This is a genomic window from Haloarcula japonica DSM 6131, from assembly GCF_000336635.1.
Classification (GTDB): Archaea; Halobacteriota; Halobacteria; order Halobacteriales; family Haloarculaceae; genus Haloarcula; species Haloarcula japonica.
Genome location: NZ_AOLY01000037.1, coordinates 528562 through 552199, shown reverse-complemented (window position 1 = coordinate 552199; position 23638 = coordinate 528562). Strand labels below are relative to the sequence as shown.

Here is a 23638-nt window from a genome sequence, read left to right as displayed (position 1 = left end):
CACGGCCCGCCCGGCACGGGGAAGACGATGCTGGCGAAGGCCGTCGCCAACGAGACCGACGCGACGTTCATCAAGATGGCCGGCTCCGAGCTAGTCCACAAGTTCATCGGCGAGGGCGCGAAGCTCGTCCGGGACCTGTTCGAACTGGCCCGCCAGGAGGAGCCCGCCGTCGTCTTCATCGACGAGATCGACGCCATCGCGGCCAAGCGGACGGAGTCGAAGACCTCCGGCGACGCCGAGGTCCAGCGGACGATGATGCAGTTGCTCTCGGAGATGGACGGCTTCGACGACCGCGGCGACATCCGCATCATCGCCGCGACGAACCGCTTCGACATGCTCGACCGCGCCATTCTCCGCCCTGGCCGCTTCGACCGCCTCATCGAAGTCCCGAACCCCGATATCGAGGGTCGCAAGCAGATCTTCCAGATCCACACCCGCAGCATGAACGTCTCCGACGACGTAGAGTTCGAGGCGCTGGCCGAGGAGATCACGGATGCCTCGGGTGCTGACGTGAAGGCCATCTGTACCGAGGCCGGGATGTTCGCCATCCGCGACGACCGCACCGAGGTCACGATGGCCGACTTCCACAACGCCTGGGAGAAGATTCAGCAGGAAGAGACCGACGACGAGGACGTCTCCCGGACGTTCGCCTGATCTCGGCAGCGTTTCTATCCGATTTTCCGCGCTTTCGCAGGTCAGTAGCCCCCGTTCTAAGCCGCAATTGCGCCGCCGTGCTCGCCCGTTTCAGAACACAGTTACCACTCCGGTCCCGAATTGCTAGTATGGCCGTCGCAGACACACTCCAGTCGCGTGCCCGCGCTCGTCCGCGGCTCGTCACCGCTGTTGTCTCGGTCGTTGGCTACGCGCTCGTGTTCGGCGCGTTCGGTGGCGTGTTGCCGCTGCCAGAGTTCTCAAAGGACTTCGTTATTCTGCTGGGTGATGCAATCGCCGTCGTCAACAGTATCGCCCTGCTCGCAATCATCGCCGGTGTCTACTTCATCAAGAACAATCAGGTACAGAAACACCGCGCGGCCATGCTGACCGCGTTCACGCTCATCATGGTGTTTCTGGCTCTGTACATCCTCAAGGTCGGCGGCGGCTTCGAAAAGGAAATCGTCGCCGAAGGGTTCGTCTGGACGGCGTACATCGTGATGCTCGCTATCCACATCCTGCTATCCGCGGTGTCCGTGCCCGTCGTCGTTCACGCCGTCGTCCTCGGGCTGACTCACTCCCCGGCCGAACTCAGAGAGACGATCCACGCCCGTGTGGGTCGTATCGCGGTCTCCGCCTGGGGGCTGAGCCTGTTCCTTGGGCTTGTCACCTACGTCATGCTGAACCACATCTACGGCTGGGTCCCTCGCTAGCATCAGCTTTTGTCCCTGTGTGGTACGATAATACAGCGACCGAAGGCCTGAAGAGCCAGAAAGCCCCGGTTGGCTCCGGTCGAGGGCCTCGCTGCGGTTCTCACTGCGTTGCGGTCCTTGCTTCAGCCGTCTTCCCGGAGCCAACCGCCCCTTTCAGTCCCCCCAAAGCCGGTTGGATAAACAGAGCTTGGTGGGCCTGAAACGGGCCGCGCTATCGACTCCTATGACTCGCTACGCTGCGGTAGGTGTTTGCGTCGCCGGAGTTCGCCGATAGCGCGGGGGTTTTCCGGCTCTTTGCAACCAAAGCTGCTTAACTGAACGCTACCCCTGTACGGTGGCGAACGATTTTGCCGGCCGCCGCCGTAGCCCACAGCAATGACCACAATCAAGGACAGCGTCCACGACCACATCGAGGTTCAGGGCGTTGCGGCGGCATTGCTCGATACACCGCCGGTCCAGCGGCTCCGGCACATCTCCCAGCTCGGCACGGTGACGCTCGTATACCCTTCGGCGAACCACACCCGGTTCGAACACTCGCTTGGCGTCTACCACCTCGCAGATCGGGCGTTGTCCCACCTCGGCATCGAGGGCCAGCAGGCCGAACGGGTCCGCGCTGCGGCGTTGCTCCACGACGTGGGGCATTCGCCCTACAGCCACAACGTCGAGGCGCTCATCCACCGGCGAACGGGGAAGTACCACGACGACGTGGACGAACTGCTCGGCGACGGGCCCGTTGCGCGCGTGCTCACAGAACACGGCCTCAATCCGGACCGCGTGGCCGGCCTCGTCGCGGGCGAGGGCGAACTGGGACAGCTCGTCTCCGGCGAACTGGACGTGGACCGGATGGATTACCTGGTCCGTGACGCCCACCACACGGGCGTGCCCTACGGGACCATCGACCACGAGCGGCTGGTCCGGGAGCTGTGTTTCGTCGACGGCGAACTCGTCTTGGACGAAGGGAACGTCCAGACGGCCGAGTCGCTCCTGCTAGCGCGCGCGCTGATGAACCCGACCGTCTACCAGCACCACGTCGCCCGCATCGCCAAGTCGATGCTGCGCCGCGGGACGGAGGAACTGCTCGCCGCGACCGACACGACCGCCGAGACACTTCGCCGGTGGGACGACAACGACCTGCTCGTAGCGCTCAGACAGTACGACGAGACGGCGGCGTACGCGCGGCGGCTGACCCAGCGGGACCTGTACAAGCGCGCCGTCTGGGCGGAGTGGGGGGCCGTGCCCGACGAGGTGCTGTCGGCCGACCACGACACGGTCGGCGGGATGGAACAGGCTATCGCCGACGAAGCGAACGTCGACAGCGATGCCGTTATCCTCGACGTTCCGCCGGAACCGTCGATGACAGAGTCCAGCAGCCGCGTCCTCGTCAACGGTGAGGTCCGCCGGCTCGGCGAGCAATCGACGCTGGTCAACGCCATCCGCGCCGCCCAGCGCGACCAGTGGCGGCTCGGCGTCTACGCACCGGAAGGCGAGAGCGAGCGTGTCGGTGCGGCGGCCATTCGTGAACTCGGACTCGACCTCGACGGGGCCAGAGTCCGGGACGTGCGGACGGGTATCCATGCGACCCTCGATGAGTTTAACTGAGAGAACGGGCGAACAGGGAGTATGATTCTCGAAGGGACGATTCTGACGGGGCGGTCGTTCGAGGCTGTCGAGGGACGCGTCGTCGTCGAGGACGGGGAGATAGCCGCCGTTGAGGAGACCGCGGTCGACAGCGACAACATCATCGCGCCGTCGTTCGTCAACGCCCACACGCATGTCGGCGATTCCATCGCGAAGGAGGCTGGCGAGGGGCTCTCGCTGGAAGAACTGGTCGCGCCGCCGGACGGCCTGAAACACCGGTTGCTCCGCGATGCGAGTCAGGACGAACTGGTGGCCGCGATGGAGCGGTCGCTGTCGTTCATGGCGCAGTCCGGGACTGGTGCGTTCATCGAGTTTCGAGAGGGCGGTATCGAGGGCGTCCGAGCGATACAGGAGGCGCTCGCCGGGTCGGACCTCCAAAGTGTGATTCTCGGGCGCGAGACGACGGACGCGATGGAGCTGGCCGACGGGTTCGGTGCGAGCGGGGCCAACGACAGCGAGTTCGGGGCGGAGCGGCGCGCCACCAAAAACGCCGGGAAGCTGTTCGGCATCCATGCGGGCGAGGTCGATAGCTCCGACATCAACCCCGCGCTCGACCTCGACCCGGATTTCCTGGTCCACATGGTCCACGCCGAGTCGCTGCACCTCGAACGGGTCGCCGACAGCGAGATTCCGGTCGTCGTCTGTCCCCGGTCGAACATCGTCACCGACGTTGGCCGCCCGCCAGTCGAGGAACTGGCCGACCGGACGACGGTCGCGCTCGGGACGGACAACGTCATGCTCAACAGCCCGTCGATGTTCCGCGAGATGGAGTTCACCGCGAAGCTATACGACCTCTCGGCCCGCGAGGTGTTGCGGATGGCGACCGTCAACGGAGCCGAAATCGCGGGGCTCGGCGGCGGCCTCATCAAGACAGGGCAGCCGGCGCGGCTGCTCGTACTTGACGGGGACTCGGACAACCTCTCCGGGGCGCGAAACCCGGTCCGGGCCGTCGTTCGCCGGGCGGAGACGGCCGACGTCCGGCGGGTCGTCCGTCCGGGGGCGGAATAATTCTTATCACTGCGGGAATAGTATCTTCGGGTGATGCCCTCCACCACCGACCGCGCCCTGAGCACACCACTGAAAGTACTGCTGTATAGCCTGCTGGGGCTTCTATCGTTGTTTATCGTCATCGCAGCTGTGCGACTTGCGTTCGGACTGTTCTTCGGTCTCATCGGCATCGTACTGGGGCTCCTCTCTCTGGCCGCCACCATCGGGTTTCTGGTGGCTGTCGGCTACGCCGTATACTGGGTCGTATCGAACGTCTTTGGTCAGGACGAAGCGACGGCGTCGACTACTGATATGTCACAAACGCAGACCACGCACACCACAGACGCACCCAGTACCGACGAGACAGACCCCGTCAACCGACTCTCCGAGCGCTACGCTAACGGGGAGATTACCGAGGCGGAACTGGAACGCCGCCTCGAACAAGTCCTTGACGAACCGTCTCTGGACGGTTCCGAGGCAACAGCATCCGAACAGAACCGAGAGCTGAACTGAGCTATATCCCGCTTGGTTGTTGTGTGTTATCTGTTACCAAACTATATCCCGACAGCCAGTCAATAGTACAGTATGTACGACAGGATACTGGTACCGACGGACGGCTCGGCGGGGTCGAAGGATGTACTCAGACACGCTAAAACACTTGCAACGGCCCACGAAAGCGAGATTCACGCACTGTACGTCGTCGACATCGGTCGGTTCTCGACGCTCCCCCACGAACCGACGTGGGAAGGGGTCACCGACTCGCTCCACCGTGAAGGTGAGATGGCGCTTGACATGGTGGAACGTCTCGTTGCCGACGACGTGCCTGTCACGCGAGCCACGACTGAGGGAAGCCCGAGCCGGGAAATCGTCGACTACGCGAGCCAGCACGGCTGTGACCTCATCGTAATGGGCACCCACGGACGTGGCGGCATCGACCGCCTGTTGCTGGGAAGTGTCGCCGAACGGGTCGTCCGGTCAGCCCACGTTCCAGTCGTCACCGTTCCGGTGGAGACAGCGATGCAAGACCTCTCGGACGACGAGCAGCCTGCCGGCGTCCCACAGTGATGTGTCCTCTGTCGTCGCGCTCACTCCGTAACTGGGCGAAGATGCTCGCAATCTCCCGCTGAAACGACCTCTGTACCGGATTCTGTCTCGATGACGAGCGCGCCCGGGAACTGGACATCCACGGCTTCGCCCTCGATAATTCCGCCGGGTGTCTCGACCCGAACCCGTTTGCCTAACGTCGTCGCATACTCCCGCCATGCTTCGACGACGTGCGCCGGGTCCTGACGGAGCGCGTCGAACTCCTCCAGCAGCNCCTCGCGCCATCAGAGATGTGTATAAGAGACAGGAACTGGACATCCACGGCTTCGCCCTCGATAATTCCGCCGGGTGTCTCGACCCGAACCCGTTTGCCTAACGTCGTCGCATACTCCCGCCATGCTTCGACGACGTGCGCCGGGTCCTGACGGAGCGCGTCGAACTCCTCCAGCAGCCGCTGCGTGAACAGTCGTCTGTCGACCGGTTGGTCCCGTTCAGCCGAGAGGCTCGTCGGGTTCGCTTCGTCGGGCAGGTCTGCGGGGTCGACGTTCGCGTTGACACCGATGCCGACGACGACCCAGGAGACGCGGTCAGCCTCGCCCTCCATCTCGGTGAGGATACCGACCAGTTTCCGTTCCTCGTCGCCGTGGCGGACGAGCACGTCGTTGGGCCACTTGATGCTGGCCTCGACGCCGGCCTCACGGGCCGCCCGTGTCACCGCGACAGCGGCCGCGAGCGTGAACACCGGCGCGTGGGCCATCGGTACGTCGGGCCGGAACAGCACAGAGAGCCAGATTCCGCCGCTTGGCGAGTGCCACTCGCGGTCGAGCCGCCCCCGGCCACCGGTCTGTTCGTCGGCCAGCACCACGGTGTCTGACGCCCCATCCGCTGCAAGGTCTCGGGCGCGGGCGTTCGTGCTCGGGATGCTGTCGTGGTACTCGACGGAGAACGGCGCGTCGAGGTCGTATTCGACCGCGGCCGCACCGAACTCCGGGACCGAATCGAGAACGTAGCCTCCGTCGTCGCTACGGATCTCGAACCCCTCGTCACGGAGCGCTTCGACATGCTTCCAGACTGCGGAGCGAGAGATGTCCAGTTCGTCGGCGAGAGTCGGCCCCGAGACAGGGCCGTCAGCCAGTGCATCGAGTACTCGATGGCGCGTCTCGTTCATACGCACGGCTTCGACCGGCCGGAATAAAAGGCGTCTGCAGACAGCGAGACGGCGCGGCCCTCGGTCCCGCTACCTTCACCCGATCACGAACAGCAAGTCGCCCATGTCGACGGACTCGCCCTCGCTGACGGCCACGTCGTTGATTGTGCCGCCGCGTTCGGCAACGATGTCGTTCTCCATCTTCATGGCTTCGAGCACGCAGAGGACGTCGCCGGCCTCGACCTCATCGCCTTCCTCGACATTGACCTCCAGAATCGTCCCCTGCATCTCCGCGGCGACCTCCTGTCCTTCGGCGGAGGTGGCACTGCCGCCGCCGCTGTCGGAACTACTGCCGCCCTGGGGACGCTGTGGCTGGTTCCCACCGTCGGCGTCCACGTCGCCCACGTTGATTGGGGGTGCGCCGCGCTCTTCGAGATCGACCTGGAAGCGCTTGCCGTTGACCTCGACAGTAAATTCGCGTTCGACGACTTCCTCATCCTCGTCGCCGTCGGATTCGGTGACAGTACCCCACTTCTCCTGCGCCTCCTCGACGCGGGTGCGGTCGAGTTGCTCGTCGAGGTACTTCGTGGTGTGTGTTCCGGTGACGAACTTCTCGTCGGTGAGCATCAGGCGGTGGAACGGAACGACGGTCGGGATGCCTTCGATGTCGAAGTCCTTGAGTGCCCGTTTCCCGCGCTCGATGCACTCCTCGCGGTCCCCACCGTAGGTGATGAGCTTCGCGATCATCGAGTCGTAGTCGGTGACAAGGTCGTCTCCCTGGCGGAGTGCGTCGTCGAGGCGGACGCCGATGCCGCCCGGCGGGTCGTAGGTGTCGAGGCTGCCGCCGGTCGCGGGCGCGAAGTCGTCGGCCGCGTTCTCGGCGTTGATGCGGAACTCCATTGCGTGGCCCTCGATCTCCACGTCGTCTTGATCGAAGGTGATCTCCTCGTCCATCGCCACCCGCAGTTGCCACTTGACGATGTCGATGTCGGTGATCTCCTCTGTGACACAGTGCTCGACCTGAATGCGGGTGTTGACTTCGAGGAAGTAGAAGTTCGCCTCCTCGCCGAGCAGTTCACCCTGCTCGCGGTCGGTGTCCTCTTCGACGAGGAACTCGACGGTGCCGGCGTTGTAGTAGTCCGATTCGCGGACGCCGCGTCGGGCGGCGTCACCGATCTTCTCGCGGAGCGCGTCGTTCAGGGCCGGCGAGGGCCCCTCCTCGATGACCTTCTGGTGGCGGCGCTGGAGCGAGCAGTCACGCTCGCCCAGATGCCGGACGTTGCCGTGGTGGTCGGCGATGATCTGTACCTCGATGTGGCGAGGGTTCTCCAGATAGCGTTCGAGATAGACTGAGTCGTTCGAGAAGTACGCCTCCCCCTCCCTCTTTGCGCTTTCGAGTTGCTCCTCAGCCTCCTCAGGATCGTGGACGATTTTCATCCCACGGCCACCGCCACCGCCCTCGGCCTTGATCGCGACCGGGAAGCCGTTCTCCTCGCCGAACTCGACGACTTCCTCGGGGTCCTCGACGGGGTCGGTCGTTCCCGGGACGATGGGCACGTCGGCCGACTGCATGATCTTGCGAGCCTTCGTCTTCTCGCCCAGCGCCTCCATCGACTCGCTCTCGGGACCGACCCAGGTGACGCCCTCCGTCTCTTGAACGCGCTCGGCGAAGTCGGCGTTCTCCGCGAGGAAGCCGTACCCCGGGTGGATGGCGTCGGCGTCGGCCTGCTTGGCCGCGTCGATAATCGCTTCCTGATCGAGATAGGAGTCAGCGGCACGGGCCGGGCCGACATTGTACGCCTCGTCCGCGTACCGGACGTGTCCGGCGTGCTTGTCGGCGTCAGAGTAGACGGCCACTGTGCCGATGCCCAACTCCTCGCATGCGCGCATCACGCGCACCGCTATCTCCCCGCGATTAGCGACGAGCACCTTATCGAACATACGCCCTCATACTGAGAGTCGGCCCATAAAACTATGCGCAGATAGCGGCAATCTTACATATATAATCATGTTGGTTTGGGGCATGACCGCAAATCCAGTCAGAGCGCCGCCGATCAACTGATGGAAGAACTGTCCGTAGTTAGAACCGTTCGGTGCGGCCGGCGGCACTCCAAGGGTCAGTCGGCGCGTCAGCACGGACCCGGACGGACCGCTTCTGCGTGGCTTCCACGCGCCCGGAGAACGACCACTGCTTGCCGTCCCAGGAGTCCCCGTCGTCTGCCGCCGCAGCCGCCGCGGCCGCTGCTGCCGCACGCTGGCGGTCGGTGAGGTGCGCGCCGACAGCGACAGCGATGGCGGCCGCTTCGTCCACCGACGCGTCGTCTAGCTGTGCGGCGATCTCCGCGACCAGTTCGGCGTCGACCGCCGAATCAGTATCAGCCGCCATCGTCACAGTGGGATGTTGCCGTGTTTGCGGTCGGGCTGGTCCTTGCGCTTCCCCCGGAGGAGGTCCAGATCGTCGATGAGCCGCGGGCGGGTCTCCTGGGGTTCGATGACGTCGTCGACGAAGCCCCGTTTAGCCGCCGTGTAGGGGTTCGCGAAGGCGTCGCGGTACTCGTCGATGAGTTGCTGGCGGCGGGCCTGCACGTCGTCGGCGTCTTCCAGTTCGTCGTCGTAGAGGACGTTCACCGCGCCCTTCGGCCCCATCACGGCGATTTCGGCAGTCGGCCAGGCGTAGTTCATGTCCGCGCCGATGTGCTTCGACGCCATCACGTCGTACGCCCCGCCGTAGGCTTTCCGCGTGATAACGGTCACCAGCGGGACGGTGGCCTCAGAGTAGGCGTACAGGAGCTTCGCACCGTGGTTGATGATGGCGTTGCGTTCCTGATCCTTGCCTGGCATGAATCCGGGCACGTCGACGAACGTGAGAATCGGGATGTTGAACGCGTCACAGAACCGGACGAAGCGCGCGCCCTTCCGCGAGGCGTTGATGTCGAGCGTGCCGGCGTTGACACGCGGCTGATTGCCGACGACGCCGACGCTGTGGCCGTCCATGCGGGCGAACCCGATGACGATGTTGCGCGCGAAGTCCTCGGCGACCTCGAAGAAGGAGTCCTCGTCGACGATACGCCCGACAACGTCCGTCATGTCGTAAGGTTTCTGTGGCGCGTCGGGAACAGCCGTCTTCAGTGCCTCGTCCCGGCGCTCAGGGTCGTCCCAGGGCTCGACCCGCGGCGGGTCCTCGACGTTGTTCTGGGGGAGATACGAGAGGAGATAGCGGATGTCGTCCATCGCGTCCTTCTCGTCGGCGGCCGTGAAGTGGGCGACGCCGGACTCGGAAGCGTGGGTCTTCGCGCCGCCGAGTTCGTCGAATCCGACCTCCTCGCCGGTCACCGTCTCGATGACGTCCGGGCCGGTGATGAACATGTGGCTGGTCTCCTCGACCATGTAGACGAAGTCCGTAATGGACGGGGAGTACACCGCGCCGCCGGCACACGGCCCCATGATGGCCGATATCTGCGGCACGACGCCGCTGGCCTGCTGATTGCGGTGGAAGATGTCGGCGTAGCCCGCCAGCGAGTCGATGCCCTCCTGAATGCGCGCGCCGGCGGAGTCGTTCAGGCCGATGATGGGGGCACCTGTTTCGATTGCCTTGTCCATCACCTTACAGACTTTCTGTGCGAACGCCTCGCCCAGCGACCCGCCGAAGACGGTGAAGTCGTGGGCGAAGACGTAGACACGCCGGCCGTCGACTTGGCCGTAGCCGACGACGACGCCGTCGCCCGGTACTTTCTTCTCGGCCATGTCGAAGTTCGTCGAGCGGTGTTCACGGAGCGAGTCGATCTCGACGAAGGTGTCGTCGTCGAGGAAGTAGTCGATGCGCTCACGCGCGGTGAGTTTCCCGCGGTCGTGTTGCGCCTCGATGCGTTCCTCGCCACCGCCCCGCTCGGCCTCGGCTTTTCGTTCCCGAAGGTCCTCGACACGGTCATCGTGGCTCACGCGATATCACTTCTCCCGGACCGGAGCATATCCGACTCCTTGCGGGCATCCGAGAAAAGCGTTATCAAACTTAACCATTATTTCTCGTATTCGATAACCGAAACCGGCGGAGTTTTGAGCAGTGGCCCGTTGCTTTCGCGCGTGAAGAACGTCACGGCCCGCCAGCACAACCCCTTCGGCTTCGACGCCCCGTGTGAGCCGTTTGTGCCGGGGTACGGCGACGCCAACGCCCACTTCCACGTCATCGGTGACCACCCCGGCGTCCACGGTGGCGCGACCTCAGGCATCCCGTTTACCGACAATGCCGCGAGCGAGCGCCTCCAGCGGGCGCTTGTCGAGGCCGGACTGCTCGTCGAGGCCGGCACTCCGCCGACTGTCGACAAGACGTACCTGTCGTATCTGTACATGTGCGGTGGTGACCCGCCGACAGACGCGGACTACGACGACCTCGAACCGCTGTTCGATACGGAACTCCGGGCCATCACCGCCCACGTCCTTTTGCCCGTCGGCGAGCGCGCCACGAGACACGTGTTTGCGAATACGACATCGGAGCCGACCGACTCCATAGACATGGACGCCCTCCATGCCACGGAGGTCGTCGGCAGCGGCTGGCTCGTCTACCCGATCAAAGAGCCAGCGGAGTGGACTGAAGACGACGAAGATGCCCTCGTCGACGCACTGACGGCACTGCTGAAAACCGACTATCGCCGCGAGGCGGACCTCGGACGGTTCCTGCCGAACGACGATCCGTATCTGGTCCGGTAGCTGCGACTCGACTGATTTCTCCGGCAGTAATGGCTCAGTGACTTGAAACAGTAGTTACAGCGACCACTCGTCCGAAAGCGGCTCCGCAGACGCCCAGTATGTGTCGAACGTCTCGATAGCCCACTCGCGGACGGCCGGGGCGCTCGTATCGATCGACGCCTGCAGGACGCCGTTGTCGTCCCGCAACAGTAGATGCACCACGTCGTCGGCGATCATCACCGCGAGTGGCACACCGTCGTTCCGGACCCGGACTGACGCGTCCGGTTCGGTACGCAGCGATTCGAGCCGGTGCCGGAGCCGGTCGTCCGCCGCCAGCGCGTCGATTGCGCCGGGCGAGAACACACCTGAGAATCGCTGTTCGCCGGCGCTGACCCGCTCCTGAACGACCCGAATCGCCTGGTCGTTGAACGCATGGGAGAACGTTCGGACTTCCTCGGCATCTCGAAGCAGGTCGAGCAACCGCTGGACCGGCGCGTTCGGGCGCGTCTGGCTCGGGACGGTTATGGTCGCGTCGGCCAGATGTTGCAGGTCGAAGTCCATCGCATCAGTGGGGAGGTACTGAACGATGTCCCGCAGTCGTTGCTCGGTTTCGAGGCTGTCGAGCAGATCGGTGAACCCGTCAGCGACGATGCGCCCCGTCGCTGTGGCGACGTACTCGCCCCCTGTTCGGCGAATCCACGACCGCTCCTCGAAGTCAGCGATGATACGCCCGAGCGTCGCCTGTGACGCGCCGGTTTCGGCCGCCAGTTCCCCGCGTGAGTGCGGTTCCGATGCCAGAAGCCGTAACACCTCGACCCGGTTCGAGGAGAGCGCGAGGAACTCGATCTCTTCGAGCGCCGATTCCATACCGTCGCGTTGGGGAGTCCGTCCTAAAGCGCTTTCGCAGTGTGAAATTATTTCACACCGTGCATATCCGCCATGGGTGTTCGGCCGTTTCGCGTTATGTAAGATTTTCTAAACGGGACTATACGTCTCGATATCATACTGTAGAGTACGATGACTCAGGTTTCTCCACGGACTCTCTCTGTCGGCTGTGCAGTTATTTCAGAAAACATATACGAGGTGGTGGCATGATTTCGCGCCGGACGGTCGCCCTCGCTGCCGTTGCCAGTGTCCTGCTTGGCGGGACTTTCGTCGGTGCGAAGGCTGGACTGTCGTACCTCCCGCCGCTTCTGTTTGTCGCCCTCCGGTTTGATATCGCCGCCGTCGTGCTCCTCGGCTACGTCGTCGTGACGCGATCCCGGGACGAACTGCTCCCGCAGACCCGTGGCGATGTGCTGGGGATTCTCTCGACGGGCCTGTTCGCGCTCGGCCTCGCGAACGCGCTGATATTCGTGGGCCAACAGTCCGCCACCAGCGCGGTTGCCGCTATCATCTTCAGTCTCAATCCGATACTGACGCCGGTGTTCGCCGCTTTCCTGCTCTCCGACGAACGACTTTCGGCCCGCGGCGGCCTCGGCATGGCTATCGGCCTGCTCGGCGTCGGCCTCGTCGTCAGTCCCGACCCGGCGATGCTCCTGAGCGGGGGCATCGGCAAGCTCATCCTGTTCGCCGGCGCGACCAGCGCGGCGCTGGGCAGCGTCCTCATCCGGTGGTCCGACGGTGGCCTGTCGAGTACGGTCCGGACCGCGTGGGCGCTCCCCGTTGCCGCCGCGCTCTGTCACTCGCTGAGCATCGGCATGGGCGAGTCGGCGGCCACGGCGGTTTGGTCGCCGACTGCAATTGCGGCCCTGCTGTACGTCGGTATCTTCGCTGGGGCAATCGCCTACATCGCCTACTTCGGCCTGCTCGATGTCACCGGTGCAATCCAGGCTAACCTCATCTTCTACGTGGTCCCCGTCGTGTCGACGCTCGGCGGGTGGGCCGTACTTGGCGAGGCGATCACCCCGACCGCAGTAGCGGGTTTCCTGACTATCTTCACCGGATTCGTCGTACTCGGCAGCGAGTCGGTCGATATCCGCGAAGTACTTCCGGGTAGTACTGCCGAGACTGACACTGTGTCCGAAAGTCTCAGGATTGGGGACGAACGACGCGGATTCGAGTCCGACTGAGATGGCCGGTTAGGGCATCAAATGCCTGCTGTCTCCCTTATTTAAACTAGGCCGTACGCCGCGTCCATCAGCCAGGGAGATTCAGCAAAGCATTCATTCCACCGCCATACAATCCCAATGACATGAGTGGCGGCGAAAGTATACGCATTCGACGACTATTGATACCGATAGGCGGACTGGCGCTAGTGGTTCAGTCGATAGCGTTTGAGGGTACCTTCGGGCTTGTGGAACGTCCCGGTGTTTCCGGGGTCCTCAGCGATGTGCTAAGCGGTGGTCTATTGCTAGTGGCAACAGTCTGTCTTTTCGGCGGTGTGTATCTACGCCACCGCGGTTCGTGAGGGGCGTACGGCCCTACTTCACGTACATATAACCTGCCACGGCTGGACAAAACAGCCCGCGAAAAGTTGTCTAGCCTGCCGATGTACTGTCACTGTTTCCCGCGACGACCGCACACCGAGCGGTCACTACAAGTCGTCGAGAAGACGGTCCGCGGGAAACCGATGCTGTGCGTCGTTTATATCGGCGGGATGATCGCGGGGTCCTCAGCGAGGAACAGCGTCTGCAGGCCGAGGCCCAGCGTCAGGATGACGCCGAGGATGACCACCGTTCGGACCATCCAGAGCCAGGCCGGACCGAACGTCCGGAGTCCACCCGTCCCCTGTCGGAGTTCGGCAACCGCGTCCGAGGAGAGCACCCAGCCGACGAACACGAGGATGAGCAGCACTGACAGCGGGAGGAACAGCTTGTACGCGAGCGTGTCGAACCAACCGAACCACGCCAGGTCCCAGGCTGACGGCAGCCCAAGAACGAACAGCCCAACCCCGAGCATTGCCGACAGTGACACTCGTGAATATGACGTGTTGTCGACGCCGTAGGAGACTGCGACCTCAAGAAGGCTGATGGCGGAGGAGATCGCGGCGATGAGGACAACGCCGAAGAACACGACGCCGAGGAGTCGCCCCCCGGGGAGCTGTGGGAACGCCGACGCCATCGCGACGAAGATGGCCGACGGACCGCTGGTGTCGGGGCTGACGTTGATAGCGAAGAGGATCGGGAATACGACCAGCCCGGCCAGCACACCGACCATCGTGTTCGTCACGACGATGATGCCGCCGTCGACCGGGAGGCTTTCGTCGTCACCGATGTACGAGGAGTAGGTGATCATGGCCGCCATCCCCAGCGAGAGGGTGAAAAACGCCTGTCCAACTGCGAACGGGATCAGGTCGCCGGCGTTCGCCGCCAGCGTGGAGAAGTCCGGTGAGAGGAAGTAGCTGTAGCCAGCCCCTGCACCCTCAAGCGTGGTGACCCAGGCCGCCATCCCGAGCATGAGGAGAACGATGCTGGGGACCATCACCTTTGTCGCCTTCTCGATACCGTCCTCGACACCCACTGCGACGATGCCGACACAGATCAGCAGGAACAGCGCCTGCCCGGCGACGGCCTCTGGACCACTGGAGATAGCGCCGAAGTACTCCGCGGAGTTTCCGAAGTATGCGCCCGTCGCGCTTCCGAGGATATACCGCATGACCCATCCGCCGACGACGTTGTAATACGAGAGAATCCAGAAGCCCGTAAAGACCCCCAGGCCACCGATGACCCGCCACTGCTTGAATCCGAGTTCAGCGAACGCGTCGACGGCATTGCGGTTCGTTCGCCGTCCGATGATGAACTCTGCCAGCATTGCCGGGAAGCCGATGAGCAACACGGCGGCGAGATAAAAGACGAGGAACACTGCGCCGCCGTTTGTCGCGGTCTTGAACGGGAACTGCCAGATGTTTCCGAGGCCAACTGCGCTACCGATCGCTGCGAGAAGGAACCCGAGCCGTGAGGCCCACGTTTCTCTGTCACTCATTGTGATGCGGCTTATTATGTTGGGGTATAAAAACCACCGTGATTCCGATTCGCAATACTACGCCGTAATATCAGAATATAAATATTATTTGCGAAGCCAAACAGCAGCCGGGATATCTGCACCAATTCCCATTTGCCCACCGGTTCTCGACAGCGCGGATACGTGACTACGAGAAACACGGGCTATGGCCAGCGCAGGCAGACCAGATATAGCCAACAATATCAGACCTCGCCGTACACCGGGACCGCCGCCCCGCTGGTCACGGTTGCGGCGTCAGAACAGAGGAACAAGAGTACGTCGGCGATATCTTTTGGGTCGACCCACGTTTCGAAGTCAGCGTCGGGCATCATCTCGCGGTTCATCGGCGTGTCGATGACGCTCGGCATGACGGCGTTGGCCCGGACCGCCCCGAGATTCTCTTCAGCGATAGTCTCGGTCAGGAGTCGGACGCCGGCCTTCGACGCCCGGTAGATACCGTCGCCCTCGCCGCCCTCCAGCGACGACCGCGCGGAGACGGAGACGATTGCGCCCTCGGTTTCCTGCAGGTGCGGGATGGCGTGTTTCGACGCCAGGAACATCGTCTTCAGGTTCACGTCGAACAGGAAATCGAACGTGTCAACGTCCGTCTCGTGGATCGGCGTGCCGCCGCGCCAGGTCCCGGCGATGTTCAGCAGGTAGTCCAGCCGCCCGTGCTCGTCGACGACCGCGTCGATGGTTTCGGAGACGTCGCCCTCGTCGCTGAAGTCCGCCTGGTGGAAATCCACGCGGTCGGGATCGGACAGCAGGAAGTCCTCGGTGTTCGGTTCGATGATGTCGCTGCCACAGACGGTCATCCCGGCTTCGAGGAACGCGTTTGCGACCGCGCTGCCCAGCGCCCCGCCGACACCCGTAACCAGTGCTACCTCGCCGTCGAAATTCAATTCGACTGACATACATCTGTCAACGGATAGTAAGCGGATAAATGCCCATCCCTGGAAACGCGAGGGCCGGGCCAGTAAACCGAGGGCGAGGGTCCGCAGTAGCCGGTCTACGGCGTGACGACGAGTTTGCCGAGGAAGCTGTCGTTCAGCACGGCTTCGTGAGCGGCCGGGACCTCCTCGAGGTCGTAACGCCGGGCGACGACTGGCGACAGTTCGTCGTCGGCCATGAGCGTCGCTAACCGGTCCAGCACTGCGCCAAACTCTGGGGTGTTGAACATCGAAACGTGGTGGACGCTGAGGGCTTTCGCCCGGCATCGCGGGACGTTCTCGAAGGTCGCCGCGAGGTCGGTGTTGCCGATGGCGGCGATCCGAGCGCCCTGGGCGGCTACCTCAGCGTCGAACGCGAGGTAGTCGTCGAGCCGGTGGTCGAGAATAACGTCCGGCGTGCCCGCATCGATCACCGCGTCGGCGAGGTCGTCCCGGCCGTAATCGAAGACGTCGTCCGCGCCGAGGTCGGTCAGTTGACTGTGGTAGGTCGGCGAGGCGGTCGTGGTGACCTGTGCCCCGTTTGCCGCGGCCAACTGGACCGCGACGTGGCCGACGCCGCCGCTGCCGCCGTGAATCAGCGCCCGTTCGGCCGGCTCCAGCGCGCAGGCGTCGACGAGCGTCTGCCAGGCGGTGACGCCGACGAGCGCGACGGCCGCGCCCGCTTCGGCGGACACCCCTTCGGGGAGCTGTGCCAGATGCGATTCGGGAACAGTGACGTACTCCGCGCAGGTTCCCTGGAGCCAGTTGCCCAGTCCGGTCGCGAATGCCCGGTCACCCTCGGTGACGGTGGCCACGCGCTCGCCGGTCGCGGCGACGGTCCCGGCACAGTCTGAGCCGGGTATCCAGGGCAGTTCTGCTGGTTCGTAGTCGCCGGTTCGGAAGTACGTATCGACCGGATTGACAGCCGCTGCTTCGACCTCAAGCAGGACCTCCTCCGGACCTGGGGTGGGTCGTTCGATGTCGTCGACGCGGAGCACGTCCGTTCCGCCGTATTCGTGGAATCGTACAGCACGCATTGAGACATGGGTCAGGTGGTATCGGGAAAACGTTTCCCCACGGGACCGCACCGAGCCCGACTGAACGCGACGTCGGAACAGCCTGCATTTTCACCGGGCGTCGCGGCGAGGGAATCCGATACCGGCGACGGCCACAGTGCTTATCAGCCATGAGAATTGCGTAACAACGCTTTATTAGCATCTTTCCATAGCATTGGCTGATGGAACCAGATAGGGACTCGCCACTCCCGAGTTTTATCGCTGGCAGTTACGCCGCCAGGCTCGGAGTGGCGCTTTCGCTCGCGATACTCGTCATTATCGCCGTCGGTGTCCTGACGAGCGTGCAGGCGTCCGCAACCTTAGAGGAAGACGTTGCGGACGACATCACGGCGCTGTCAGAGACACAGGCCGCACAGTTGGACGACTGGCTGACGACATCGCGGCGGAACGTCCGGTCGACGTCGCGACTCCCCGTGTTCACCGAGGGGACGGGCACGGAGAAACAGCAACGGCTGGAGCGGTTACAGACGAACGAGGAGTTGCCGCCCGGCGTGGTCGCGGTGCACTACCTCGACACCGAAACGAACGAGATCCGCGCCAGCTCGAACCGGGATTTCATCGGCGTGAACGCCGAAGAGCAGGGGGCTCCGTTCGCCACGAACCCGCCGCAGTTCGAGGGGCCGGACGACACGCACGTGACGAAGCCGTTCTCCGTGTCGCTCGTCGACCACCCGATAATCGCCGTCGTCTCGCCGATTCCCGGGGCCGACGACCGAGCGCTCGTGTACATGATCAACCTCGGGGCGAAGGCCGACCAGATCTCGAACCAGCGCGAGGGGTCCTTTACCACGGTCGTCGGCACTGACGGCGAGTTCGTCTCCCACCCCGACACCTCGATGATCGGATCGACGGCACCGATCTCGCAGATGGAGTCGGACCCGCTCGGGACGCTCAAACCCGGAGAGAGCTCCTTCCACGAAACCGACAGTATGCTGATGGGGCTCACCAAGCTCGAATCACAGGACTGGGTCGTCATGGTCCACTCCGACCCGGAGGTCGCCTACGCCCTGAGCGACCAGATCAACTCCGACCTCATCGGGCTCATTCTGCTGGCCGTCGTCAACCTCGGACTCATCGGGGTCACGATCGGCGGGAACACGATCGCCTCGCTTCGGCGGCTCTCCGCGAAGGCCGAAGCGATGGCCGACGGCGATCTCGACATCAACCTCGAAACGTCGCGGGAAGACGAGTTCGGGACGCTGTACGCGGCGTTTGACAACATGCGGACGAACCTCCGGACGCAGATCTCGGAGGCCGAAACGGCCCGCGAGGAGGCCGAACGAGCCAAAGAGCAGGCGGAAGCCGCCCGTGAGGACGTCGAGTCCGAGCGCAACGAGATGGAGGCGCTGACCGGCCACCTCGAACTCAAGGCCCAGCAGTACAGCGACGCGCTCGAGGCCGCCGCCAACGGCGACCTCACCGCACGGGTGGACACGGACAGTATGAACGAGGCAATGGCCGAGGTCGGCGAGGACATCAACACCACGCTGGATGCGCTCGAAGACACCATCGCGGACATGAAGGCGTTCGCGACGAACGTCATCCAGTCCAGCGACCGCGTCAACTCGAACGCGGAGCGGGTCGACCGGGCCAGCAAACAGGTGTCGAAGTCGATCAACGAGATCTTCGAGGGGACGACCGAGCAAAACGAGGGGCTCGAATCGGCGGCCGCCGAGATGCAGAACCTCTCGGCGACCGCACAGCAGGTCGCCTCCTCCGCACAGCAAGTCGCCGACACGTCCCAGTCGGCCGCGGAGGTCGGTGAGGACGGCCGCGAAGCCGCACAGGAAGCTATCGCGGAGATGAGCGCCATCGAGGACGAGACCGGCGAGACCGTCGAGGAGATCAACGCGCTCGACGACGAACTCGACGAGATCGGCGAGATCGTCGGCGTCATCACGAGCATCGTCGAGCAGACGAACATGCTCGCGCTGAACGCGTCTATCGAGGCCGCCCACGCCGACGGGGACGGTGAAGGGTTCGCCGTTGTCGCTGACGAGATCAAGGGCCTCGCAGAGGAGACCAAAGAGGCTGCTGCCGACATCGAACAGCGCATCGAAGGTATCCAGGAGCAGGCCGGCGACACCGTCGAGACGATGGAGTCGACCAGCACCCGGATCACCGAAGGCGTCTCGACGGTCGAGGAGACCGTCGACGCGCTGGAGACGATTGTCGAGTACACCGAGGAGGTCGACACCGGAATCCAAGAGATCGACCGGGCGACCGAGGAGCAGGCCCGGACCGCACAGGACGTGATGGGGACCATCGACGACCTGACGACGATCAGTCAGCAGACGGCGACGGAGGCGGACACGGTGGCCGGCGCGGCACAGGACCAGTCCGCGTCCATCGACGAAGTGTCCGATTCGGCGACGGAGCTCCGACAGCGCGCTGACGACCTCGAATCGCTCCTGGACCGCTTCACTGTCGAAAATTCGGCTGGGACGGATACTGACAGCACGGCTGTGGTGGGGGACGACTAACAATGGCAACGATAACGACCTGGTTCACGCTGGGACTATTGGGTGAACTGCTCGGGACGGCCGTGCTGGCGTACGGCTACACGCTCGTCCCCGAAGAGACGCGAAAGCGGTACCTGCTGTTGATCGCGATTCCGGGTATCGCAATCGTCGCTTACGCTCTGATGGCGCTTGGCTTCGGGTCGATACAGAGCGAGGGCCACACGGTGTATGTGATCCGTTACGCTGACTGGCTGTTGACGACGCCGCTCAACGTCTGGTTCCTGGCGCTGCTCGCTGGCGCGAGCCGGCAGGACACGGTAAAGCTCGTCGTCCTGCAGGCGTTGACCATCGTCTTTGGATTTGCCGGTGCAGTCACGCCATCCCCGATCAGCTACGCGCTGTTCGCAGTCGGCGCAGCGCTGTTCGGCGGCGTCATCTATCTCCTCTACCGGAACATCGCAGTGGCTGCGAAGTCTACCCTGTCAGACATCGAGATCAGCCTGTACCGCACGCTCCGGAACTTCGTCATTGTCCTCTGGATGGTGTATCCGGTCGTGTGGTTGCTCGGTGCGGCAGGACTGGGGCTAATGGACGTCGAAACCGCGACACTCGTGATCGTGTACCTCGATGTGGTCACGAAAGTCGGCTTCGGCGTCATTGCCTTGCTGGCGATGATGGACCTCGGCTCAGTTGGCGAGACTGCCGAGGAGCCGACGTCGGTTGCGGGAGACTAGCGAGGGGCCGACCGCAGGAGCGGCCCTCGTTGGTGTGGGCGGCCTTCGGTGCTGTGAGCGGCCCAGTTTTATGTGTGAGTTATTATACCCTCAGACGACGCACCAGTGCCCAGTCAGGACTGCTCTTCACTGACAGTCCCAGTGGTCTCTACTTCATCAGTCGCGCCGGCGGCCTCGGTCTCGCCGACGGTATCGAGTGCGTCTGGAAGCTGGTCTTTGATCAGCCAGAACGTCAGCCGGTAGACGCCGTACCCGAGCAGGACGAACAGCACGAGGTCGATGAGATACAGTTCGACGAACTCGAGGAGCGAAATCTCGCTGAGTGCGAGGTTGCCGGATAGGATGAGAAACTCGAGCGTGGCGAGGACAAACAGCGCAGGTGCAAAGAGGATCACCAGTCCGATGACGAGAAGTGCGATCCGTTTCTGTGAGGGAGACACAGGCATACCTACAGTTCGCTGTCCAGACAGATAGCTCTACCTTGCTACCAATCCTGTACCGACCGCCCGTGTTGTGCTGTAGCTGGCAGTACGTGGAGTGAACGGCGGACAGCGAGGGTATCGAGTGAAAAGACGCGCGGCCGGTCAGTGGATGCCCATCGCTTCGATCTGCTCCTGATACCGGTTCCGGATGGTGACTTCCGTCACCTGAGCCACGTCAGCGACCTCGCGCTGGGTCTTCTTTTCGTTACAGAGCAGCGAGGCGGCGTAGATGGCGGCGGCGGCGTAGCCGGTCGGTGATTTCCCCGAGAGCAGGCCCTGCTCGGCGGTGGTGTCGATGATTTCGTTGGCCTTCGACTGGACCTCCTCGGAGAGTTCCAGTTCGGAGGCAAAGCGCGGGACGTACTGCTTGGGGTCGACCGGTTCCATCTTCAGTTCGAGCTCCTGGGCGACGTATCGATACGTCCGCCCGATCTCCTTCTGTTCGACCCGGGAGACGTCCGAAACTTCCTCTAGGCTTCGTGGGATGCCTTCCTGTCGGCAGGCCGCGTACAGGCAGGCTGTGGCGACGCCTTCAATGGACCGACCGCGGATGAGGTCCTCGTTGAGCGCACGTCGGTAGATGACCGAGGCGACTTCCCGGACCGACCGTGGGACACCGAGTGCGCTGGCCATCCGGTCGATCTCCGACAGCGCGAACTGCAGGTTTCGTTCGCCGGCGTCCTTGGTTCGGATGCGCTCCTGCCACTTTCGGAGGCGGTGCATCTGGCTTCGCTTCTCCGAGGAGAGCGACCGACCGTAGGCGTCCTTGTCCTTCCAGTCGATCTGTGTGGTCAGCCCCTTGTCGTGCATCGTCTGGGTCGTGGGGGCTCCGACGCGTGATTTGGACTGGCGTTCGGAGTGATTGAACGCCCGCCACTCCGGCCCGCGGTCGATGTTCTCGTCTTCGATGACGAGGCCACAGTCCTCGCAGACGAGTTCACCACCGCCGTCGCTAGATATGGACTCCGACTCACACTCGGGGCAGGTCTGCTGGCCCGTGCTCTCGGACTCCTCCTCGCGTTCCTCCTGTTCAGAATCCCGCTGGCGCGTCGGCCGTTCCATGTGTTCTTTTACGGAGAAAAGCCAATCACGTATAAATGTTTGGGCGAGGCCGACAGTTTTGCCTGATTTGGACGCCGTGTGTGAATGCTAGTTGGAACAATCATGTTAAATTTAGCTAGAACTGTCTATCTTTCGAGCGACCGATGGGTGTAACCGGCTGTCACACCTCGTTCTCGTTCCATGATGACGATGGAGCGCGGACGGACCGGCGCTGTTCGCCCGGTATATCGCGCTCTTTTAGTCCGGGACTCCCCCACCTTGCGGTATGAGCAAGGTCAATATCGGGCTTCGGGGCTGGCGTTTCGACGAGGACGTGCTTGGGCCGGACGGACAGGTCCGTCCGCTCAAGACGATGGAGCCGGAGACCCGGCAGCGGCTACTGGTGCTCGCAGAGCGAGTGGTCGACCCCTGTGACGCCTGCTGGCTAATTCACGGCGACGAAGACATCGAGCAGTGCAACGTCGCGGACGCTATTTACGGAGAGCCGATGGGCGAGGTTGTCGTCTGCTCGGACCACGAGACGGATTTCATCTACTGGTTCCGCGAGGCAGGCGGCGAGGCCTACGCCGGCGATGCTGACCTGGCCTCGGCCTTCCACGAGTGGTTCCTTGACGGGAACCGCGCCCCCGAAGGATATGTCGGCCTTGAACACGTCGACGAGGACCCGACGGCGCTGCCGGAGGCTCCCGACAGGGACGAAGCGATTCCTGGGCTCGAAGCGGAGGTCGAGCAGATGGACGAGGACGACCTCGACACGATTGATATGGACCTCAGCGACTTGGACGTATGATATCGGTCGCCGTCGTCGATGCGGAGACGCCGGGCAACGTCGGCACTATCGCCCGGTCGATGAAGAACTTCGGTCTGTCGGAACTGCTGCTCGTTGACCCGCCGGAGCTGGACCCGGACGGTGAGGCGTACGGCTTTGCCGGGCAAGCTCGCGACGACATCCTCCCGAACGCCCGGACGGTGACGTTCGACGACATCGTCGAGAACTACCACACCGTCGCCTGCACGGCGACGACGAACGAGGACCCCGCCAACCACGTCCGGTATCCGGCGACGACGCCGGCCGACCTGGCCGACTCGCTTCGGGACGTCGACGGCGATATCTGCGTCGTCTTCGGCCGCGAGCGGGTCGGGCTCTCGAACGACGAACTCGCACGGCTGGATGTCATCTGCTCTATCCCGGCCAGCGCGTCCTATCCCGTGTTGAACCTCGGCCAGGCGGCCACCATCGTTCTCTATGAACTCCGCGAGCTAACTGTTGCCGAGACCCAGCACCCCGAGGAACTGCATACGCTCGCCGAGACGCCGGCTGTCGAGGGACTGCACGAGGAGTTCGACCGCTTCCTCGGTGCTATCGGTCACCCCGAAGAGAAACAACACAAGGCCCGGCGGCTGTTCCGGCGGGTGCTCGGGCGTGCGCAACCGACCGGTCGGGAGACGAAGACGCTTCGCGGTCTGTTCCGGCAGGCTCGACAGCGAATCGAGCGTGCCGAAGACGACTGAGGATCAGTCGAGTTTCTCGGGGCCGGTTCCGGAGTCGAACAGCGCGCCGATAACAGTGTCGTGGGCCTTCCGCAAACGGTAGTGTAAGGACGGCGCGGAGATGTCGAGTGTCTCAGCCAGTTCCTCCGCGGCGCTCCCTCGCGGCCAGTCGTAGTAGCCGCGTGCGTAGGCAGTCTTGAGTGCGGCGGCCTGTTTCGGTGTCAGCCGGTCGCGTATCCGTGTCCGGAAGTCAGTCACCGTCGAGACTGACTGGTCGACGTACTGCTTGCTCCGCAGCTCTGTCCCGGGCGTTCCCTCCTGGATCGCCTCAACGACGGCGCGGACGTTGATATCTGGTGCCATCTCCGCAGTGAACCGCAGGTCGCCGTCCGCTGCGACGGCCCGCCGCACGGCCCCGCCGTAATCTGCGAGCGTGTCGAGCGGCGATGCGGATATCTCGTCGAGCGCGACTTCGAGCAGGGGCGCTCGGTTCTTTCCCGCTGTCTCGACGACAGTACAGGACTCGACCGACGCCGTTTCAGTGAGTACCTGACAACCCGATCAGTGTCTGCGCCGTTGACGCGAACGTAGTGGAGG

23 protein-coding genes and 2 pseudogenes are annotated in these 23638 nt (G+C 63.5%); 12 read left to right on the top strand and 13 right to left on the bottom strand.

The features are described from left to right. The 6 genes from C444_RS14035 to C444_RS14010 form a co-directional block, all read left to right on the top strand. Positions 1 to 654: AAA family ATPase (locus C444_RS14035; protein ID WP_004593620.1), on the top strand; the 654-nt coding region annotated here is incomplete at its 5' end. A gap of 128 nt (positions 655 to 782) precedes the next feature. Next, positions 783 to 1364, top strand: coding sequence for a DUF420 domain-containing protein (locus C444_RS14030; RefSeq protein WP_004593619.1), 582 nt, complete (start codon positions 783 to 785; stop codon positions 1362 to 1364). 375 nt (positions 1365 to 1739) lie between these two features. Continuing rightward, positions 1740 to 2963 (top strand): HD domain-containing protein, encoded by a 1224-nt coding sequence (locus C444_RS14025; RefSeq protein ID WP_004593618.1) that lies wholly within the window; start codon positions 1740 to 1742, stop codon positions 2961 to 2963. A 21-nt stretch (positions 2964 to 2984) separates the two neighbouring features. Further along, a complete protein-coding gene (locus C444_RS14020; protein ID WP_004593617.1) occupies positions 2985 to 4010 on the top strand; it encodes an amidohydrolase family protein in 1026 nt (341 codons plus the stop codon). Between the two features lie 33 nt (positions 4011 to 4043). Beyond that, on the top strand, positions 4044 to 4502 hold the full coding sequence (locus C444_RS14015; protein WP_004593616.1) for an SHOCT domain-containing protein: 459 nt from the start codon (positions 4044 to 4046) through the stop codon (positions 4500 to 4502). 72 nt (positions 4503 to 4574) lie between these two features. Then, positions 4575 to 5054 (top strand): universal stress protein, encoded by a 480-nt coding sequence (locus tag C444_RS14010; RefSeq protein ID WP_004593615.1) that lies wholly within the window; start codon positions 4575 to 4577, stop codon positions 5052 to 5054. A gap of 20 nt (positions 5055 to 5074) precedes the next feature. Here the strand turns inward: C444_RS14010 and C444_RS23260 are convergent. The 5 genes and pseudogenes from C444_RS23260 to C444_RS13990 all read right to left on the bottom strand — a co-directional run. Continuing rightward, positions 5075 to 5311 (bottom strand): annotated as a pseudogene (locus C444_RS23260) (biotin--[acetyl-CoA-carboxylase] ligase); the annotation flags it as partial. Next, positions 5227 to 6201: a biotin--[acetyl-CoA-carboxylase] ligase gene (locus tag C444_RS14005; protein ID WP_004593613.1), complete on the bottom strand. Its 975-nt coding sequence runs from the start codon at positions 6199 to 6201 to the stop codon at positions 5227 to 5229. The pseudogene C444_RS23260 and the gene C444_RS14005, both read right to left, overlap by 85 nt. 75 nt (positions 6202 to 6276) lie before the next feature. After that, positions 6277 to 8121 (bottom strand): acetyl-CoA carboxylase biotin carboxylase subunit, encoded by a 1845-nt coding sequence (locus C444_RS14000; protein WP_004593612.1) that lies wholly within the window; start codon positions 8119 to 8121, stop codon positions 6277 to 6279. Positions 8122 to 8260: 139 nt separating this feature from the next. Beyond that, positions 8261 to 8566, bottom strand: a complete 306-nt coding sequence (locus C444_RS13995) for a hypothetical protein (protein ID WP_004593611.1) — start codon at positions 8564 to 8566, stop codon at positions 8261 to 8263. A gap of 2 nt (positions 8567 to 8568) precedes the next feature. Next, on the bottom strand, positions 8569 to 10119 hold the full coding sequence (locus C444_RS13990; RefSeq protein WP_004593610.1) for an acyl-CoA carboxylase subunit beta: 1551 nt from the start codon (positions 10117 to 10119) through the stop codon (positions 8569 to 8571). 141 nt (positions 10120 to 10260) lie between these two features. Here C444_RS13990 and C444_RS13985 point away from each other — a divergent pair, with 141 nt between their 5' ends. Beyond that, complete coding sequence (locus C444_RS13985) at positions 10261 to 10884, top strand: uracil-DNA glycosylase family protein (protein ID WP_004593609.1); 624 nt, start codon at positions 10261 to 10263, stop codon at positions 10882 to 10884. Between the two features lie 54 nt (positions 10885 to 10938). On the opposite strand, the gene C444_RS13980 is transcribed toward C444_RS13985, so the two are convergent. Continuing rightward, complete coding sequence (locus tag C444_RS13980; RefSeq protein WP_004593608.1) at positions 10939 to 11730, bottom strand: helix-turn-helix transcriptional regulator; 792 nt, start codon at positions 11728 to 11730, stop codon at positions 10939 to 10941. Between the two features lie 224 nt (positions 11731 to 11954). Between C444_RS13980 and C444_RS13975 the strand changes: the two genes are divergently transcribed. After that, complete coding sequence (locus C444_RS13975) at positions 11955 to 12935, top strand: DMT family transporter (RefSeq protein WP_004593607.1); 981 nt, start codon at positions 11955 to 11957, stop codon at positions 12933 to 12935. Positions 12936 to 13449: 514 nt separating this feature from the next. Here C444_RS13975 and C444_RS13970 read toward each other — a convergent pair. The 3 genes from C444_RS13970 to C444_RS13960 form a co-directional block, all read right to left on the bottom strand. Continuing rightward, a complete protein-coding gene (locus C444_RS13970) occupies positions 13450 to 14787 on the bottom strand; it encodes a sodium-dependent transporter (RefSeq protein WP_004593606.1) in 1338 nt (445 codons plus the stop codon). A gap of 221 nt (positions 14788 to 15008) precedes the next feature. Beyond that, positions 15009 to 15719, bottom strand: a complete 711-nt coding sequence (locus C444_RS13965; RefSeq protein ID WP_004593605.1) for an SDR family oxidoreductase — start codon at positions 15717 to 15719, stop codon at positions 15009 to 15011. A 95-nt stretch (positions 15720 to 15814) separates the two neighbouring features. Then, the gene (locus C444_RS13960) at positions 15815 to 16771 is read right to left on the bottom strand and encodes an NADPH:quinone reductase (protein ID WP_004593604.1); all 957 of its coding nucleotides are present in this window, start codon (positions 16769 to 16771) and stop codon (positions 15815 to 15817) included. A gap of 266 nt (positions 16772 to 17037) precedes the next feature. Between C444_RS13960 and C444_RS13955 the strand changes: the two genes are divergently transcribed. Both C444_RS13955 and sop2 read left to right on the top strand, forming a co-directional pair. Continuing rightward, complete coding sequence (locus C444_RS13955) at positions 17038 to 19293, top strand: methyl-accepting chemotaxis protein (protein WP_004593603.1); 2256 nt, start codon at positions 17038 to 17040, stop codon at positions 19291 to 19293. A 2-nt stretch (positions 19294 to 19295) separates the two neighbouring features. Further along, on the top strand, positions 19296 to 20006 hold the full coding sequence (gene sop2 / locus C444_RS13950; protein ID WP_004593602.1) for a sensory rhodopsin II: 711 nt from the start codon (positions 19296 to 19298) through the stop codon (positions 20004 to 20006). A gap of 113 nt (positions 20007 to 20119) precedes the next feature. Here sop2 and C444_RS13945 read toward each other — a convergent pair whose 3' ends face one another. Both C444_RS13945 and C444_RS13940 read right to left on the bottom strand, forming a co-directional pair. After that, on the bottom strand, positions 20120 to 20452 hold the full coding sequence (locus tag C444_RS13945; protein ID WP_004593601.1) for a hypothetical protein: 333 nt from the start codon (positions 20450 to 20452) through the stop codon (positions 20120 to 20122). A 138-nt stretch (positions 20453 to 20590) separates the two neighbouring features. Continuing rightward, a complete protein-coding gene (locus tag C444_RS13940; RefSeq protein ID WP_004518753.1) occupies positions 20591 to 21550 on the bottom strand; it encodes a transcription initiation factor IIB in 960 nt (319 codons plus the stop codon). Between the two features lie 265 nt (positions 21551 to 21815). Between C444_RS13940 and C444_RS13935 the strand changes: the two genes are divergently transcribed. After that, the gene (locus C444_RS13935; RefSeq protein ID WP_004593600.1) at positions 21816 to 22340 is read left to right on the top strand and encodes a hypothetical protein; all 525 of its coding nucleotides are present in this window, start codon (positions 21816 to 21818) and stop codon (positions 22338 to 22340) included. Further along, positions 22337 to 23062, top strand: coding sequence for an RNA methyltransferase (locus C444_RS13930; protein WP_004593599.1), 726 nt, complete (start codon positions 22337 to 22339; stop codon positions 23060 to 23062). Before C444_RS13935 ends, C444_RS13930 begins: the two co-directional genes overlap by 4 nt. 3 nt (positions 23063 to 23065) lie before the next feature. Here the strand turns inward: C444_RS13930 and C444_RS22770 are convergent, their stop codons facing one another. Beyond that, on the bottom strand, positions 23066 to 23299 hold the full coding sequence (locus tag C444_RS22770) for a helix-turn-helix domain-containing protein (protein WP_239641308.1): 234 nt from the start codon (positions 23297 to 23299) through the stop codon (positions 23066 to 23068). Between the two features lie 45 nt (positions 23300 to 23344). After that, a pseudogene (locus tag C444_RS22985) lies at positions 23345 to 23530 on the bottom strand (bacterio-opsin activator domain-containing protein); the annotation flags it as partial. Between the last annotated feature and the right edge of the window lie 108 nt (positions 23531 to 23638).

Excerpts from the sequence above, each read along its gene's own strand:
- C444_RS13935 (WP_004593600.1), top strand. The coding sequence starts at position 21,816 with ATGAGCAAGGTCAATATCGGGCTTCGGGGCTGGCGTTTCGACGAGGAC.
- C444_RS14010 (WP_004593615.1), top strand. The coding sequence starts at position 4,575 with ATGTACGACAGGATACTGGTACCGACGGACGGCTCGGCGGGGTCGAAG.
- C444_RS13960 (WP_004593604.1), bottom strand. The coding sequence starts at position 16,771 with ATGCGTGCTGTACGATTCCACGAATACGGCGGAACGGACGTGCTCCGC.
- C444_RS13940 (WP_004518753.1), bottom strand. The coding sequence starts at position 21,550 with ATGGAACGGCCGACGCGCCAGCGGGATTCTGAACAGGAGGAACGCGAG.
- C444_RS14025 (WP_004593618.1), top strand. The coding sequence starts at position 1,740 with ATGACCACAATCAAGGACAGCGTCCACGACCACATCGAGGTTCAGGGC.
- C444_RS13945 (WP_004593601.1), bottom strand. The coding sequence starts at position 20,452 with ATGCCTGTGTCTCCCTCACAGAAACGGATCGCACTTCTCGTCATCGGA.
- C444_RS13970 (WP_004593606.1), bottom strand. The coding sequence starts at position 14,787 with ATGAGTGACAGAGAAACGTGGGCCTCACGGCTCGGGTTCCTTCTCGCA.
- sop2 (WP_004593602.1), top strand. The coding sequence starts at position 19,296 with ATGGCAACGATAACGACCTGGTTCACGCTGGGACTATTGGGTGAACTG.
- C444_RS14030 (WP_004593619.1), top strand. The coding sequence starts at position 783 with ATGGCCGTCGCAGACACACTCCAGTCGCGTGCCCGCGCTCGTCCGCGG.
- C444_RS13995 (WP_004593611.1), bottom strand. The coding sequence starts at position 8,566 with ATGGCGGCTGATACTGATTCGGCGGTCGACGCCGAACTGGTCGCGGAG.
- C444_RS13975 (WP_004593607.1), top strand. The coding sequence starts at position 11,955 with ATGATTTCGCGCCGGACGGTCGCCCTCGCTGCCGTTGCCAGTGTCCTG.
- C444_RS13930 (WP_004593599.1), top strand. The coding sequence starts at position 22,337 with ATGATATCGGTCGCCGTCGTCGATGCGGAGACGCCGGGCAACGTCGGC.
- C444_RS14020 (WP_004593617.1), top strand. The coding sequence starts at position 2,985 with ATGATTCTCGAAGGGACGATTCTGACGGGGCGGTCGTTCGAGGCTGTC.
- C444_RS13980 (WP_004593608.1), bottom strand. The coding sequence starts at position 11,730 with ATGGAATCGGCGCTCGAAGAGATCGAGTTCCTCGCGCTCTCCTCGAAC.
- C444_RS14015 (WP_004593616.1), top strand. The coding sequence starts at position 4,044 with ATGCCCTCCACCACCGACCGCGCCCTGAGCACACCACTGAAAGTACTG.
- C444_RS13965 (WP_004593605.1), bottom strand. The coding sequence starts at position 15,719 with ATGTCAGTCGAATTGAATTTCGACGGCGAGGTAGCACTGGTTACGGGT.
- C444_RS14000 (WP_004593612.1), bottom strand. The coding sequence starts at position 8,121 with ATGTTCGATAAGGTGCTCGTCGCTAATCGCGGGGAGATAGCGGTGCGC.